Origin of the sequence: Acinetobacter sp. NIPH 1852 (assembly GCF_022549455.1) — a bacterium.
GTDB lineage: Bacteria > Pseudomonadota > Gammaproteobacteria > Pseudomonadales > Moraxellaceae > Acinetobacter.
In genome coordinates this window covers 1-14,645 of sequence record NZ_JAKZGG010000001.1, presented here as the reverse complement: position 1 = coordinate 14,645, position 14,645 = coordinate 1, and the positions used below count along the sequence as shown (strand labels likewise).

At 42.1% G+C, this 14,645-nt stretch carries 13 protein-coding genes and 1 rRNA gene; 3 read left to right on the top strand and 11 right to left on the bottom strand.

Translation table 11 applies throughout. The features are described from left to right. Nucleotides 1-4: 4 nt before the first annotated feature. The gene (locus MMO38_RS00070; protein WP_241321960.1) at nucleotides 5-472 is read left to right on the top strand and encodes a hypothetical protein; all 468 of its coding nucleotides are present in this window, start codon (nucleotides 5-7) and stop codon (nucleotides 470-472) included. A gap of 32 nt (nucleotides 473-504) precedes the next feature. On the opposite strand, the gene MMO38_RS00065 is transcribed toward MMO38_RS00070, so the two are convergent. The 6 genes from MMO38_RS00065 to MMO38_RS00040 all read right to left on the bottom strand — a co-directional run bounded on the left by MMO38_RS00065 (nucleotide 505) and on the right by MMO38_RS00040 (nucleotide 9,043). Continuing rightward, entirely contained in the window at nucleotides 505-2,451 is a 1,947-nt protein-coding gene (locus MMO38_RS00065; RefSeq protein WP_241321959.1) for an acetyl/propionyl/methylcrotonyl-CoA carboxylase subunit alpha, read from the bottom strand. A 196-nt stretch (nucleotides 2,452-2,647) separates the two neighbouring features. Beyond that, complete coding sequence (locus MMO38_RS00060) at nucleotides 2,648-3,478, bottom strand: enoyl-CoA hydratase-related protein (RefSeq protein ID WP_241321958.1); 831 nt, start codon at nucleotides 3,476-3,478, stop codon at nucleotides 2,648-2,650. A 10-nt stretch (nucleotides 3,479-3,488) separates the two neighbouring features. Continuing rightward, nucleotides 3,489-4,649, bottom strand: a complete 1,161-nt coding sequence (locus MMO38_RS00055; RefSeq protein WP_005195202.1) for an acyl-CoA dehydrogenase family protein — start codon at nucleotides 4,647-4,649, stop codon at nucleotides 3,489-3,491. A gap of 72 nt (nucleotides 4,650-4,721) precedes the next feature. Next, nucleotides 4,722-6,335, bottom strand: coding sequence for a carboxyl transferase domain-containing protein (locus MMO38_RS00050; RefSeq protein ID WP_241322258.1), 1,614 nt, complete (start codon nucleotides 6,333-6,335; stop codon nucleotides 4,722-4,724). 3 nt (nucleotides 6,336-6,338) lie between these two features. After that, the gene (locus tag MMO38_RS00045) at nucleotides 6,339-7,217 is read right to left on the bottom strand and encodes an SDR family oxidoreductase (protein ID WP_005195199.1); all 879 of its coding nucleotides are present in this window, start codon (nucleotides 7,215-7,217) and stop codon (nucleotides 6,339-6,341) included. 20 nt (nucleotides 7,218-7,237) lie between these two features. Beyond that, the gene (locus MMO38_RS00040) at nucleotides 7,238-9,043 is read right to left on the bottom strand and encodes an acyclic terpene utilization AtuA family protein (protein ID WP_241321957.1); all 1,806 of its coding nucleotides are present in this window, start codon (nucleotides 9,041-9,043) and stop codon (nucleotides 7,238-7,240) included. Between the two features lie 192 nt (nucleotides 9,044-9,235). On the opposite strand from MMO38_RS00040, the gene MMO38_RS00035 reads away from it, so the two are divergent. Further along, nucleotides 9,236-9,835, top strand: a complete 600-nt coding sequence (locus MMO38_RS00035; RefSeq protein WP_005195197.1) for a TetR/AcrR family transcriptional regulator — start codon at nucleotides 9,236-9,238, stop codon at nucleotides 9,833-9,835. Between the two features lie 49 nt (nucleotides 9,836-9,884). Continuing rightward, complete coding sequence (locus tag MMO38_RS00030; RefSeq protein WP_241321956.1) at nucleotides 9,885-10,706, top strand: abortive infection family protein; 822 nt, start codon at nucleotides 9,885-9,887, stop codon at nucleotides 10,704-10,706. Nucleotides 10,707-10,742: 36 nt separating this feature from the next. Here MMO38_RS00030 and MMO38_RS00025 read toward each other — a convergent pair whose 3' ends face one another. The 5 genes from MMO38_RS00025 to rrf all read right to left on the bottom strand — a co-directional run bounded on the left by MMO38_RS00025 (nucleotide 10,743) and on the right by rrf (nucleotide 14,510). Further along, complete coding sequence (locus MMO38_RS00025) at nucleotides 10,743-11,915, bottom strand: acyl-CoA dehydrogenase family protein (protein ID WP_241321955.1); 1,173 nt, start codon at nucleotides 11,913-11,915, stop codon at nucleotides 10,743-10,745. Between the two features lie 47 nt (nucleotides 11,916-11,962). Continuing rightward, the gene (locus MMO38_RS00020) at nucleotides 11,963-13,126 is read right to left on the bottom strand and encodes an acyl-CoA dehydrogenase family protein (protein WP_004669670.1); all 1,164 of its coding nucleotides are present in this window, start codon (nucleotides 13,124-13,126) and stop codon (nucleotides 11,963-11,965) included. 166 nt (nucleotides 13,127-13,292) lie between these two features. Next, the gene (locus MMO38_RS00015) at nucleotides 13,293-13,856 is read right to left on the bottom strand and encodes a DUF4256 domain-containing protein (RefSeq protein WP_241321954.1); all 564 of its coding nucleotides are present in this window, start codon (nucleotides 13,854-13,856) and stop codon (nucleotides 13,293-13,295) included. 65 nt (nucleotides 13,857-13,921) lie between these two features. Next, nucleotides 13,922-14,317: a DUF2007 domain-containing protein gene (locus tag MMO38_RS00010; protein ID WP_241321953.1), complete on the bottom strand. Its 396-nt coding sequence runs from the start codon at nucleotides 14,315-14,317 to the stop codon at nucleotides 13,922-13,924. 78 nt (nucleotides 14,318-14,395) lie between these two features. Then, a 5S ribosomal RNA gene (gene rrf / locus MMO38_RS00005) occupies nucleotides 14,396-14,510 on the bottom strand. Nucleotides 14,511-14,645: the final 135 nt, after the last annotated feature.

Here is a 14,645-nt window from a genome sequence, read left to right as displayed (position 1 = left end):
AGGAATGACTTATCCAAATTATCAACAAGATCTCAATATTGCACTTGAATCGGAAATATTGGGTGAATTGATTTTTCTCAATGCAGCTAAGTACACGCGTTCTGTTGACCAACAACACAAATGGCAAATATTGGCGCAACTGGAAACCCAAACACTGCAAAAACTCCAACTGTTTTTAAAAGAACAAGGCCAAACGGCTTCAATTCGACCTCATGTCAAACTACAGGCCAAAGCATCGGGTATTGCAATGGCAAAGCTCCCTTGGAAACTTGCCATGCGCTTACTCAAACAAGGCACAAAACCATTTATGGCGACCTTTGAACGCATGAATCAACATGCTGGAGCCGATACCCAAGATTTTCTAAAATATTTACTTGCACATGAACAAGCTTTAGCAGAATTTGCGACACAGGAATTAAAAGGAAATAATACAAGCTCATTAGCACCTGTATTCGCCTTATTAAAAAGCTAGGTCGATTGACCTAGCTTTTTATTCAATATGGATTAGGCAATCGAAACATTTAACAGTAATTGCCGTTTTTTCACTTGTTGTCCGACTTGGCCAATTAACTCATCAACAACCCCATCAACATCAGACTTGATTTGTTGCTGAATCTTCATTGCTTCCAACACCAATAAGGTCTGCCCTTTGCTCACCGTATCACCGACATTGACCAAAAGATTAACGATTGCACCATCCATAGGTGCACGGATTTTGCCATCACCAATAACCTCTGCGGCTTCAGGCGCTGCATAGGTGCTATTTTCAATCACAATGTTGCCATTGCCTGCATCTAAATACAGTTGATTCTGATCCAAAACATAATTCAGCTTACGGCGTATACCATTGGCTTGATAGACAATTGTCCCGTCAACAATATCGATCAAATCAACCGTAGCATGTTGGTCGCATAGTTGAACCGTGACTTGATGATGATTTGACTGAACATGCAACAATAGTTGCTGATCGGCATATTTCAATCTTAATGGGAACGGAACTGAAACGCCGGTTTGCCACGCTTGATTGGACTGATTTTGTTGAGTAAATAATGCGGCAGCAACAGCCAAAGTTTCAACCTCTAACACTTGCTGATGCAGACTCACATCATCCTGAAAGTGCTGCTGGATAAACGCGGTATTGGTATCCCCAGCGACAATAATCGGATGACGTAACAAATTAGACAGGAATTGTTTATTACTATTCACGCCCAAAAGCACGCAATCATCGACGGCTCTCGCCAGTAGACGAACTGCATCCTGACGTGTTTTGCCATAGGCAATCACTTTAGCCACCATCGGGTCATAGAATGGGCTAATTTCACCTTGCTCCAACATGCCATGATCAATACGAACATTCGGCAACTCCGCAGGTTGCCAACGTAACACTTTGCCTGTTTGCGGTAAAAAATCCTGACGCGGATCTTCAGCATACAAACGTACTTCGATCGCATGACCATTTAAAGTCAATTCATGTTGCTGTAATGGTAAAGTTTCACCATTGGCGACTCGTAATTGCCATTCAACCAAATCAAGCCCAGTAATCATTTCTGTCACGGGGTGTTCAACTTGCAAACGCGTGTTCATTTCCAAGAAATAAAACTCGCCTGATTGATCAAGTAGAAACTCTACCGTACCCGCACCGATGTAATCACAAGCTTTGGCCGCAGCAACCGCAGCCTCACCCATTTTTTGGCGTAATTCAGGGGTCATGACTGGACAAGGTGCTTCCTCAACCACCTTCTGATGACGGCGTTGAATCGAACAATCACGTTCGAACAAATACACATAATGACCATGCGTATCCCCAAACACTTGTATCTCAACATGGCGAGGTGCGATGACCGCTTTTTCAATAATCAGCTCGCCTGAACCAAAGGCATTTTCAGCTTCAGAACGTGCCGTTTTCAAAGCTTCCAACACGTCTGCAGATTGGTGTACCAAACGCATACCGCGCCCGCCACCGCCAGCAGATGCTTTCACCATCAATGGGAAACCAATTTTTTCTGCTTGTTCAGCCAAGTAATCAATATCCTGCTGATCGCCTTCATAGCCCGGTACACACAGTACACCAGCCTCAATCATGGCAATTTTGGATAAACGCTTGCTACCCATCAAATGAATAGCTGCGGCATTCGGACCAATAAAGGTAATACCATGATCACTGCAGGCTTGTGCAAAGTCAGTATTTTCTGACAAAAAACCATATCCTGGATGGACCGCATCAGCACCTGTCTTTTGGCACGCTTCAATAATATTGGCAATCGACAGATAAGATTCTGAAACTTTAGATGCACCGATATACACAGCTTCGTCTGCAACCTGGACATGTCGGGCATTGGCATCAGCATCGGAATATACAGCAACGGTTTGATAGCCCATTGCTTTGGCCGTTTCCATCACCCGCACTGCAATTTCGCCACGGTTGGCCACTAATACTTTTGAAAATTTCATTATTTAAATCCCCCAAGCTCCCTTTTTTCAGTAGGGCTATCAAGTTCTCATAAAACCTCCCTCTAAATCTCCCTCCTAAAAGGAGGGAGACTTTCACGAATCCAATGGCTTATTTGATTTCGTAGTGTTCCCTCTCCTTTTAGGAGAGGGCTAGGGTGAGGTTAAATTTGATATCCCTACTATTTCAAAGAAAGATTTATTCCACCCAATTTGGCAAACGTTTTTGAATAAATGCCATTGTGCCCTCTTGGCCTTCTGTACCACCGACCGCTTGTGCAAACTGCTGTGCAGCATCATCCAAAAGTTCAGTCAAAGGTTCATTTAACGTGCGATGTAATAAGGCTTTGGTTGCACGAGAGGCCAATGGTGCAGCACGCTTAATCAGTTGGATCGTTTCAGCAAGCTGTTGTTCTAGCTCGGTATCATCCTGTGCGACTTCATGCACCACACCAAACTTCAATGCAGCCTCACCATTAAAACGTAAACCCAACAATGCCAAACGACGCGCTTGAGTCAGACCAATACGTTTCACCACAAAAGGCGCGATTTGCGCAGGTAAAATGCCCAGCCCTGTTTCAGGCAAACCAAATTGGGCATCGTTACGGCTAATCGCAATATCAGAGACACAAGCCAAACCAAAACCACCGCCCAATACTGCACCCTCAAGCACGACCACCACAGTTTGCGGTGCTTGATCCACCTGTTCAATCATGGCACCAAAACGACGATTAAAATCAACATAAGGCTGTAAACTACCAGCATTGGCAGCTTCTGCACGAAGTGCCGCCATATCTTTGATGTCACCTCCTGCACAGAAGTGACCGCCTTTACCGCGCAGAATCACGGCGCGAATCGAAGCATCATCGGCAATATGCGCAAACACCTGTTGAATGGCATTGACCATATTTAAACTCATGGCATTACGACTCTCAGGACGATTCAGCCAAAAAGTTAAAATACCGCCTTGTTGTTCAAGTTGAATGCTGTCATCGGTATCTAAACTCGCAAGTGAAGCTGAAAGTGTCATCTTTCTTCTCCTAGTTCTTCTGTTTCTTCGGCAAGATATCCATCAGCTTACAAATGATCCCCAGCATAATCTCATCCGCACCACCACCAATCGAGCCTAAACGCCCATCACGGAACAATTGCGATGCTGGGTTATCCCACATGAAACCATTCCCCCCCCAATATTGCAGGCAGCTATCTGCCACTTCACGACTTAAACGCCCTGCTTTGAGTTTTGCCATTGATGCCAACATGGTGACATTTTCCCCTGCAATATGTTGTTCACAGGCTTGATTCGTCAGTGCTCGCAATGCTTCAACTTCAGTCATCAGCTCTGCAAAACGAAAATGCACATATTGATTATTAATCAATGGCTGACCAAATGTCGTCCGCTCTTTCGCATAATCAATGGTTTGCTGAATCACTTTTTCCATACCACCGACCGCATTGGCACATGCCCACATACGCTCTTCTTGGAACTGCATCATTTGCATCATAAAGCCCATGCCTTCCGCACCAACGAGATTACGTTGCGGTACGCGCACATTGTCAAAATAAACTTGGGCGGTTGTGGTCGAACGCATTCCCAACTTATTCAGTGGCTCTGAAAAACTAATTCCTGCGGTCTTGGCAGGTACAATGATCATCGATTTATTGACATGTGGTTTGTCATCAGATGTGTTGGCAAGTAGACAAAAGAAATCCGCTTGGAGCGAGTTGGTAATCCACATTTTGCTACCATTGATCACATAGTCGTCGCCATCTTTTTTGGCTGTGGTTTTAATCGCGGCAACATCAGAACCCGCATGTACTTCTGAAACAGCAATCGCAGCGACATACTCACCCAAAATGGCTGGATTGAGAAATTCATCTCGAAGTTCTTTACTACCAAAGCGAGCAAGCGCAGGCGTTGCCATATCAGTTTGCACACCAATCGCAAGCGGTACACCGCCACATGCTGCACGACCTAACTCTTCTGCCACCACAAGGTTATAAGAATAATCTAAGCCCAAACCGCCATTTTCTTCAGGTTTACAGATGCCTAATAAACCCAAATTCCCCATTTTTTTAAACACATCATGAATTGGAAAACGTCCTGCTTCCTCCCACTCTGGAATAAATGGATTCAATTCATTTTCTACAAACTGGCGTGTAGTGCGACGTAAGGCATCATGCTCTGCGGTAAATTTCATTGTTTTTTTCCTTAAATTTAATATTCATTAATCCCTCCTGACTTGCGGAACGTTGTCCTCAGGGGAGATTTCTTAAAATCTCGACACACCAAATCGGGTTGGATTCAACTCACGTTGTTGTGCTTCATATATGGTTTGCAATAGAAAGATCAGGACCTTACGCGTATCTCTTGGATCGATAATGCCATCATCATGCAGCATTGCAGTGTTGAATAAGGCAGTCGACTGCTGCTCAAGTTTCATGGCAGTACTTTGCTCAAGAAAATCCAACATTTGCGGATTTGGTTCCATGCCAGAAGCTTTTTGCTTACCCTCAGCAACGATACGCAACACCTTGCCGGCCTGTGCTGATCCCATGACCGCGACATGTGAGTTTGGCCACGCAAAAATAAAGCTCGGTGAAAGACTTCGTCCGCACATTGCATAGTTACCTGCACCATAAGAGCCAGCAACAATGATCGAAATTTTAGGCACAGTGGCATTGGCAACGGCCTGAATCAACTTGGAACCATGCTTAATGATGCCGTTCTGTTCCGCATCTGTTCCCACCATAAAACCTGTAGTGTTATGCAAAAATAAAAGCGGACGTTGGGTCTGCTCACAGAGATGGATAAATTGTGCCGCTTTAACTGCACCTTGTGGTGTAATTGGACCATTATTGGTAATGATACCAATATGTACCCCACCCATTTTTGCCCAGCCACATACCGTTAAAGCATCGTATTCCTGTTTAAACTCCAGAAAATCAGAATCATCAATAATGCGAGCCACGATTTCTTTCATATCGAAAGGTTGTTTTGGGTCTTGCGGGATGATACCTAATAGCTCTTCTGCTGAATAACGAGGTTCTTTGTATTCTTGATTGAGACGTGTGGTTTGTTCTTTCCAGTTCAAATGCTCAAAAATTTCTCGTGCCAAACGAATACCATCGGCATCATTTTCAGCAAGATATTCCGCTACCCCTGAAACTTGGGTATGCATTTCTGCACCACCCAGTTCTTCAGCTGTTGCCACTTCACCTGTTGCAGCCAGCAACAAAGGTGGACCTGCCAACAACATTTCAGTTTGCTTGCGCACCGCGATCACATAGTCAGATAGACCTGGTTGATATGCCCCGCCTGCGGTTGCATTGCCATGTACGACTGCGACTTGCGGAATGCCTGTTGCAGATAATCGAGCTTGATTGGCAAAAGTCATTCCGCCATAGGTAAATACTTCTGCGGCATAATTTAAGTTTGCCCCACCACTTTCAGTCAAGGTCACCATCGGTAACTTTTGTTCAAGCGCAATTTTTTGCAAACGCAAGGTTTTCTGAACACCCATCGGCGACATAGTACCGCCTTTGATGGCACTATTACTGGCAGACACTAAAGCGCGGACACCGCTCACAAAGCCAATCCCAGCAATGATGCCACCACCAGCTTCAGAACCATCTTTATCATCATGCATGTTGTAGCCGACTAAGCCACACAGCTCGACAAATGGTGAATCAGCATCCAGCAATAAACGTATACGTTCATGCGGCAAGATTTTGCCTTTCTTGTCAAACTTCGGTTTTGCAGCATAGGATTTATCAATGCTTTTTTGCTGTACAGCACGAACGTCTGCAAGCTGACTTAATAACGCTTCACGGTTTTGCTCGTATTGCTCACTACCTACAGCGATTTCAGATTGAAGAATAGTCATCATTTATTCTCCATCTGTATTTTTAAAAATATCTGGAATAAATGCACGGTGGAAACCATTAAATGCTTCATTGTTGGTGGCATCCGCCAATGGGTACATGCGCGTACCTTGTGAAGCTGCACCGTCAATACGTAAAGTCACGCCTGAAACAAAAGCCGCTGCATCAGAAAGTAAATAACAAATCGCTGAAGAAATTTCAGATTCCGTCCCCATACGTTTTAAAGGAACGTTGCTTGCCAAACTTGGAATAATGACTTTGGCAAAGTCACCGCTGTAGTTATCCATACCAGAGGAAATAATCCAACCTGGTGCAACTGCATTAACACGTACGCCTGATTTACCCCATTCCACCGAAGCCGTTTTGGTTAGGTTATCTACCCCTGAACGAGCCGCTCCTGAATGCCCCATACCCGGCATACCGCCCCACATATCTGCGGTCATGTTGACGATACTGCCACCATGCTTTGCCATCCATTGATTATAAGCTTCACGCATTAAATAGAATGTAGAGTGCAGATTGTTACGGACCACAGCATCAAAGCCATTGGCAGAAATATTTTCGAGTGCAGAAGGAAACTGACCACCAGCGTTATTTACTAAACCATCGAGCTTGCCAAATTTTTCAATGACTTCAGCAATCATACTTTTGACTTGTTCTTCATCACGGTTATCGCAAACGATGAAATGGACTTTGCCACCGTCCTCTATGATTTCTTGGCTAACTTTTTCCAGCTTTTCAATTTTGCGCCCTGTGATCACGACTTGCGCACCCAAAGATGCCAGCTCGTGTGCCGTACAGCGGCCAATACCAGAACCACCGCCTGTAACGATAATCACTTTATCGGCAAATGCATCGGTTCTAAAAATTGATTGATAACTCATTTTGCTCTACATCCTTTACTTTATTTTTCTAACAACTTTGCTGGGATTTTCACTGGCATATCCAATAATTGCTGCGCAAATGCCTTGCCTTGTGGATCAATACGTAAACTGGCAATTCCGCCGCCACCTAGCGCATTTTCCAACATAAAATTCAATGCATTCATCGCAGGTAACTCATAACGAATCACCTTGGATTTTTCAGGATCTAAAACATGCTGCATATATTCAGCAACACTGCCCTCAGTCAATGCAGCCCGAATCCAAGGTAAATATTCCGCTTTACGTGCAATCACACCAATATTGCTATGGTTACCTTTATCACCGCTACGTGCATGAGCAACATCAATTAAAGGCACCTCAATCTCATCGCCTTGATAGGTTGCGACCTCACCAACTGAATGGGAAACAAAATCTTGTGTTACTGAACCTGTTGGAATCTGCACAGGATGACGCTGTCCTGCAAAATCCACCTCAACCTTGATTTGATCTTTATCAATCAGGAAAGAGAATAATTTGACCACTGCCGATGCTTTAGGACGCCCACCTACAATGCCTGCTAAAGCAGGTGCCATGCCTGTTGATGCTTGAGCAATCTCAGATGCAAAGAACATACAGGCTTCTTTAAACATATGCTTAACTGCAATCTTCACCACGACTTCACGACTATCTTTGACTTTAGCGTGTGCGCCATAAGTACTTTCAATCCCTAGAATTTCGACAGATTTTTCACTAAATGGTGGTACTGAACGCAATGCGAGGACACGTTCACATTTATTGATGATCGCATCCGCAATCACTTGCGCTTTCTCAGGAGCTTCGCGTCCAGCAATAAGGAAACTAACCAAGACACGATAACCATCCGCATAGGTCGCACTGACTTTATATTGTGGTGTAGGCGCTCGTCCTGTCGCACCAGTCACTTTTACGCGATGCTCGCCGACTTGCTCTAAATGAGCTTGGCTAAAATCTGTGGTCACATCAGGTAAATAGTAAGCTTGAGGATCGCCAATCTCATAAACAATCTGTTCGGCAACCGTAGCGGTCGACACTAAACCACCTGTGCCCTGTGGTTTAGTCACAATGAATGAAGCATCGGCACTGACTTCAACAATTGGAAATCCCATGTTGTCAAAGCCTTCAACCAAACGCCAATCGGTAAAATTACCGCCTGTACATTGCGCACCGCATTCAATTACATGTCCAGCTAAACAGCCTTGTGCAAGCTTGTCATAATCATCCAACGACCATTTGTACTCATGTAGCAAAGGAGCCAGAACAACAGCCGAATCCACCACACGCCCTGTAATCACGATATCCGCGCCTAAGTCCAAAGCATCACGAATCGCAACTGCACCTAGATAAGCATTACTACTAGCGACATGAGCTGGCAAAGGCTCGCCATTAAACATTTCTTTCACATTTTGTTTTAATAATTCAGCATGTTTTGGCAACACATCATCACCAAGTATCACCGCAACTTTTAGATCTAAGCCTTTCTCATCAATAATTTTTTGTAAGGCATCACGACATGCCAATGGATTGACGCCACCTGCATTGCTGATGACTTTAATTTTTTTCTCAGCAATTTTATTGATTAAAGGAGACATCACCCGACTAACAAAATCCAATGCATAACCATGACTTGGATCATTCATCATCGCTTTTGCCATAATCGACATGGTGATTTCAGACAGATAATCAAAGACTAAATAGTTAATATCACTAAGGTGCACCAATTGGAAAGCAGCGGTATTGGTATCTCCCCAAAAGCCTGAAGCACAGCCAATTTTTACTACTTTCTGGTCATCCTGTTTGACGCTTGTCATGAGCTTTCTCATTGTTATTTCAGAAACACCTTAACATTACCAAGCAAGTGCTTGGTTTGTAAAGTGCATAATGATATGCTGTATTGGCAAAAAAGGACTTTTATAAGCAAATGCTTGTTATAAAAAGATAAGACAATTCATGAAATGAATTTTGTTACAATACACTTAGATTTAACGGGATAACGGACTGGCATGATCGCAACTTCAATTGAGCAAATACCCAAAATTGTTTGTTTTGATGACAGCCCTCGTGGACGTTTGCTGCTTGGTGCCGCTTATTTGTTTTATAAACAAGGTTATGACAAAACTACCGTCCGCCAACTCGGTGAATTTATTGGTATTCAATCGGGCAGCCTATTCCATCACTTCAAAAGCAAAGACGAAATTTTAGCGACAGTGATGGAGCAAACCATCATTTATAACTTTGCTCGTCTAAAAGAAGCGGCTGAACGCTCAAATGATCCAGAACAACAATTACGTGATTTAATCAAAGCTGAGTTGATTTCAATTACAGGTGATACAGGTGCTGCAATGGCAGTATTGGTACATGAATGGTTCGCTTTATCTAAAGAAAAACAAGATTATCTTTTGAAAATGCGGAATGAGTATGAGCAAGTTTGGCTCGATGTCATCGAAAAATTACGCACTCAAGGCAAGGTCAAACATGATGCTTTTATCTGGCGACGTTTGGTTGGTGGTTCTATTTCTTGGACAGTGACGTGGTACAGACCAGAAGGCAAAGTAAAGATTGATGAGTTGACGGAAATGGTTTGGGAAATGGCTTTGAAATGAGTTATAAAGCTAGTGTTTTATTTTAAATTTAATAAAAAATGAGGTAAAAATGGAAATACCAATAGCTGATGATATTATTGTTGCCATTTCAAAATTAATTGATGATTCACAGGTTACATCAAGAGAACCAACACATTCCGATTTAGATTTTTATATAAAAAAGGCAAGTTTATTAGAAGGAGACCCCAAACATTTAGGACAAACGGTTGGTAAAGCTAAAAGATTAAGAGCCACTTTAAGTTGGGCGTTAGAATATAAACCTAGAAATGGAAGCAAACTGATTCATTCAATTCTTAGTCTTATTAAAGCATCTGGGGGATTTAGAGAAAACTCTCAAAATTTTGTAGGGAAAGAAGAAATCAAAAATATGATAAATATTCTAGACTTTCACGGAATAATTTTATCTGAACATGGAGATTTACATACTAAAACTCTAGAAAATCTATCAGGAAAAAATCTTACTCTCGCATTAAAATCATATGCAAATCGAGCAAAGCAAGGTTCCGAAGATGCAGCATTACTCTCAGGAACAGGGAAAGATTTATTAGAGGCTACAGCAAAACATATCATACAAACGAAATTCGGTAGTCATACTGCAAACGCAAACTTTCCTACTCTTATGGGACAGGCTTATGCTGCATTAGAAATGACTACTCCTGAAACACCCAAACAAGCTGGTGAATCGGCAATTAAGGACTATGAAAGAGCTCTATTCAAACTAGCGACCAGTATTAATATTATACGCAATAAAGAAGGTACTGGCCACGGTAGAATTTATACTTCCAACCTGAATAATTATGAGTCTCATAATATCATCCAAGCAGTAGGTATCATTACTGAATTCTTATTAAATCGTCTAGAAGAAAATTAATTTAATAGGCAACTTTGACGTTGCCTATTTTTACAGTTAATATCCCAATTGCTTACTAATCAAATCTTTCATAATTTCTTCCGCACCACCACCAATCATATTTACCTTCACTTCACGATAAATCCGTTCAGATTTCATGCCACGCATAAAGCCCATTCCACCTAGAGTCTGCACCGCAGCATCTGCACAAAATTGCATGGTACGAGTTGCTACGTTCTTCAGCATCGAGATTTGAGCGACTAGCTCTGCACCTTGCTGCTCTCCCTGTCCCATTCGGTAAGCAGTATCTTCCAACAATGCTCGTGTCGCAGTCAGTTGCGTTGCCATATCCACCAACTTATGGCGAACGACTTGATGGTCAACTAAACGCTTACCAAAAGTCTGACGCTGTTTTGCCCAATCCAAAGCCTCTTCATAGCAGACCAAAGCATAACCATAGGCAATCGCCCCCAACCAAAAACGCTCCATATTAAAGTTATTCATAATCACTTTAAAACCAGCATTTTCTTCGCCCAATAAATGATTGACTGGCACTTTCACATTGTCGAAATGTAAGTGAGCAGTATCCGATGCCCACCACCCCATTTTCTTTAATGGCGTTTTGCTAATGCCTACGCTATGAGCATCCACCAATAACATCGAAATGCCTTTTGCACCTTTCGCATCAGGATCAGTACGCACTGCAACCGTATAATAATCGGCTCGCATTCCCGAAGTAATAAAGGTTTTTTCCCCATTGAGAATGTAATAATCACCCTCACGAACAGCTTTGGTTTTTAACGCTGCTACATCTGAACCACCACTTGGTTCAGTAATTGCCAAAGCAGAGATTTTCTCCCCTGCAATAATTTGCGGCATCACCTCATCTCTGATCTGTTGTTTGGCAAAATGATGAATCGGTGGTGTGCCAATACTATGAATCATCAGCGAAATATGTACGCCTCCCGAAGCCGCTTTTGCCATTTCAATCGCTGCTAACAAGACATGAAAAGCATCTGCCTCTGGAATCCCACCATGTTCCGCATCAAAGCCCAAACCGAGTAATCCAACACTCGCCGCTTTTTGATACAGCTCACGAGGGAATGTTTCCGCTTCATCCCATTCAGTCACAAATGGCGAAATTTCTTTTTCTACGAACCTTTTGACACTATCCGCAAAAGCACGATGTTCTTCCGTATAGTAAATTGGGTTTAAAGATAAACCATCCATGTTATTATTTTCCTTGAACAAGTTACTCTTAAATTAATCGTCCGGCATTAATATCCAAGCTGACGACTGGCTAGATCTTTCATAATTTCTTCTGCTCCGCCACCAATCATATTCACTTTAACTTCACGGTAAATACGTTCAGATTTCATCCCACGCATAAAGCCCATGCCACCTAAAGTTTGCACCGCAGCATCGGCACAAAATTGCATAGTTTGCGTAGCAACATTCTTGAGCATACAAATTTGTGCGATCAACTCATTGCCTTGTAATTCGGGTTTGCCTAGACGATAAGCCGTATCTTCCAATAAAGCACGTGTTGAGGTTAAACGAGTCGCCATATCGACCAATTTATGGCGAACAACTTGATGGTCAATGAGTCGTTTACCAAAAGTCTGACGCTGTTTTGCCCAATCTAAAGCTTCCTCATAACACACCAAGGCAAAGCCATAACTACTGGCTGCAAGGAAAAAGCGCTCCATATTAAAATTATTCATAATCACAAAAAAGCCCATATTCTCTGCACCCAACAAATTCGTTGCAGGAACTCGAACATTGTCAAAATGTAAATGTGCCGTATCCGAAGCCCACCACCCCATCTTATCTAGTTTAGTCTTGGTAATGCCTGCACTATGAGCATCGATCAGCAGCATTGAAATCCCATTTGCACCCTTGGCATCTGGATCGGTACGTACCGCGACCGTATAGTAATCAGCTCGCATTCCAGAAGTAATAAAAGTCTTTTCGCCACTGACGACATAATAATCACCGTCACGAACGGCTTTAGTTTTTAATGCTGCCACATCCGATCCACCACCAGGTTCAGTAATCGCCAAGGCAGAGATTTTTTCACCCGACAAAATCTGTGGCAATACCTCAGCTTTCACCGCTTCATTAGCAAAATGCTGAATCGGTGGCGTACCAATGGTATGAGATAATAACGAAGCAGTTAACCCTCCTGATGCGCACTTTGCGAGTTCAATAGAAGCTAATAAGGTATAAAAGGCATCTGTATCCGCAACCCCACCATATTGCTCATCAAAACCAACACCTAGCAAACCAATGTCCGCAGCTTTCTTATAGAGCTCACGAGGAAAAGTTTCTGCTTCATCCCACTCATTAATAAATGGACTGATCTCTTTTTCCACAAAACGCTTTATGCTCTCTGCAAATGCAAGATGTTGTTCGGTGTAATACATCGGATTAAGTTGCATATTGTGCTTCCTAGCAATTATTGATCATCGTTTTCGAATATTTATATGAGCACTAAGGTATCAAAATCACCAAAACCAAGCAAGCGCTTGGCACAATTAAAAGATAAAAATACCCCCACCTAAAACTTTAAATTTCTTTATAGGAGGCATTTCACATTAAGCTTATTTAGATTTTTAATAGACCACGAAATCCGCGAGTTGCATAATAAGATTGTGCTCCGTTATGGTAGGTAAATACTCGACCATAGCGGCTATCACAAAAAATAGCACCACCCAATGCACGAATATCATCTGGTGTTTTCACCCAACTAGAGGTTTTTAAATCAAAATTTTCAATCGATTGTAGTTGTTTATATTGCTCTTCCGTCAATAATTCAATCCCTATCATTTCAGCAATATCGATAGCATTACTTTCAGGCTTGTGCTCTTTTCGAGACTCTAAAGCTTTGCGGTCATAACATAAGCTTCTACGCCCCTTCGGAGCTTCTACTGCAAAATCACAAAATACAATCTCTTTTGATTTAGTGTCCAAGATGACTACATCAGGCTCTCCACCTGTATCTTCCATTTGATTGAGTGACCATAACTTTTCTGGTTGTTGCTTTAATCTATTTTCTACTTCTACCCAATCGACTCCTTGATGGCGATGCATGTTTTGTTCAAAACGTTTTTTTAAGATTATCAATAAAGCAACTGTGTGCTCAGCATCTAATTGTTTTTTCTTGGTCATTTTCATTCTCTAAATGATTTATTAATGTTAGATAGATTTGCTAATAAATTATAACCGAAAATGACTTAACTCCAAAAATACTGGCATTGCTTACATTTATTTCCATGTTTATAAAAAAATAATGGAAAACCAATTAACAAGAAAACGATATAAGCTGGTTTCTTCCCTTTGATATAAGCTTCGATATTTTTACTGCCACAGTTTGGACAACATTCTTCATTTACACCAAATTTTTGCTCTAGCTCAGCACTAAAATCTTTTGCAAGAATCACTTTTGCTTCATCTGCATAAACCTCAGGTACTAACAACCGAACGCCACCCAAGGCATTAGAGTAAAGCCAATTCATATTAATCATATGCTCATTTTCAATTTGAGCAGGAATCTCAGCCGCCTCTAAATGCGTTTTTGCAATTTGTGCTTCATAAGGAAAAGAAAATGTTTGTACCACTATCCAAACCATATTGAAAACATCTTAAATAATTAAAAGTATATAACAAAAAAAACCTCCCAACATAAGTTGGGAGGTTTTGTATTTAAAAGCTGGCGATGACTTACTCTCACATGGCAAGTGCCACACTACCATCAGCGCGAAGAGGTTTCACTTCTGAGTTCGGGAAGGGATCAGGTGGTTCACTCTTGCTATTGTCGCCAGCAAACTGTTGTGGTGTTTTGGGGTCTTAATCACGTTGTGAATTAAATTTCACAGTGTGTGCCTTACTTACGAACCAAAGAGTTATTAACGGATTAGCTTCATTGGGTCTGAATTGTAACTAGTTTTTCAACTAAAT

What these genes read in the sequence shown, in the direction of transcription:
- MMO38_RS00065 (WP_241321959.1), bottom strand. Translation starts at nt 2,451, where the DNA reads ATGAAATTTTCAAAAGTATTAGTGGCCAACCGTGGCGAAATTGCAGTG.
- MMO38_RS00020 (WP_004669670.1), bottom strand. Translation starts at nt 13,126, where the DNA reads ATGCAACTTAATCCGATGTATTACACCGAACAACATCTTGCATTTGCA.
- MMO38_RS00030 (WP_241321956.1), top strand. Translation starts at nt 9,885, where the DNA reads ATGGAAATACCAATAGCTGATGATATTATTGTTGCCATTTCAAAATTA.
- MMO38_RS00025 (WP_241321955.1), bottom strand. Translation starts at nt 11,915, where the DNA reads ATGGATGGTTTATCTTTAAACCCAATTTACTATACGGAAGAACATCGT.
- MMO38_RS00055 (WP_005195202.1), bottom strand. Translation starts at nt 4,649, where the DNA reads ATGAAATTTACCGCAGAGCATGATGCCTTACGTCGCACTACACGCCAG.
- MMO38_RS00035 (WP_005195197.1), top strand. Translation starts at nt 9,236, where the DNA reads ATGATCGCAACTTCAATTGAGCAAATACCCAAAATTGTTTGTTTTGAT.
- MMO38_RS00050 (WP_241322258.1), bottom strand. Translation starts at nt 6,335, where the DNA reads ATGACTATTCTTCAATCTGAAATCGCTGTAGGTAGTGAGCAATACGAG.
- MMO38_RS00045 (WP_005195199.1), bottom strand. Translation starts at nt 7,217, where the DNA reads ATGAGTTATCAATCAATTTTTAGAACCGATGCATTTGCCGATAAAGTG.
- MMO38_RS00070 (WP_241321960.1), top strand. Translation starts at nt 5, where the DNA reads ATGACTTATCCAAATTATCAACAAGATCTCAATATTGCACTTGAATCG.
- MMO38_RS00010 (WP_241321953.1), bottom strand. Translation starts at nt 14,317, where the DNA reads ATGGTTTGGATAGTGGTACAAACATTTTCTTTTCCTTATGAAGCACAA.
- MMO38_RS00040 (WP_241321957.1), bottom strand. Translation starts at nt 9,043, where the DNA reads ATGACAAGCGTCAAACAGGATGACCAGAAAGTAGTAAAAATTGGCTGT.
- MMO38_RS00060 (WP_241321958.1), bottom strand. Translation starts at nt 3,478, where the DNA reads ATGACACTTTCAGCTTCACTTGCGAGTTTAGATACCGATGACAGCATT.
- MMO38_RS00015 (WP_241321954.1), bottom strand. Translation starts at nt 13,856, where the DNA reads ATGACCAAGAAAAAACAATTAGATGCTGAGCACACAGTTGCTTTATTG.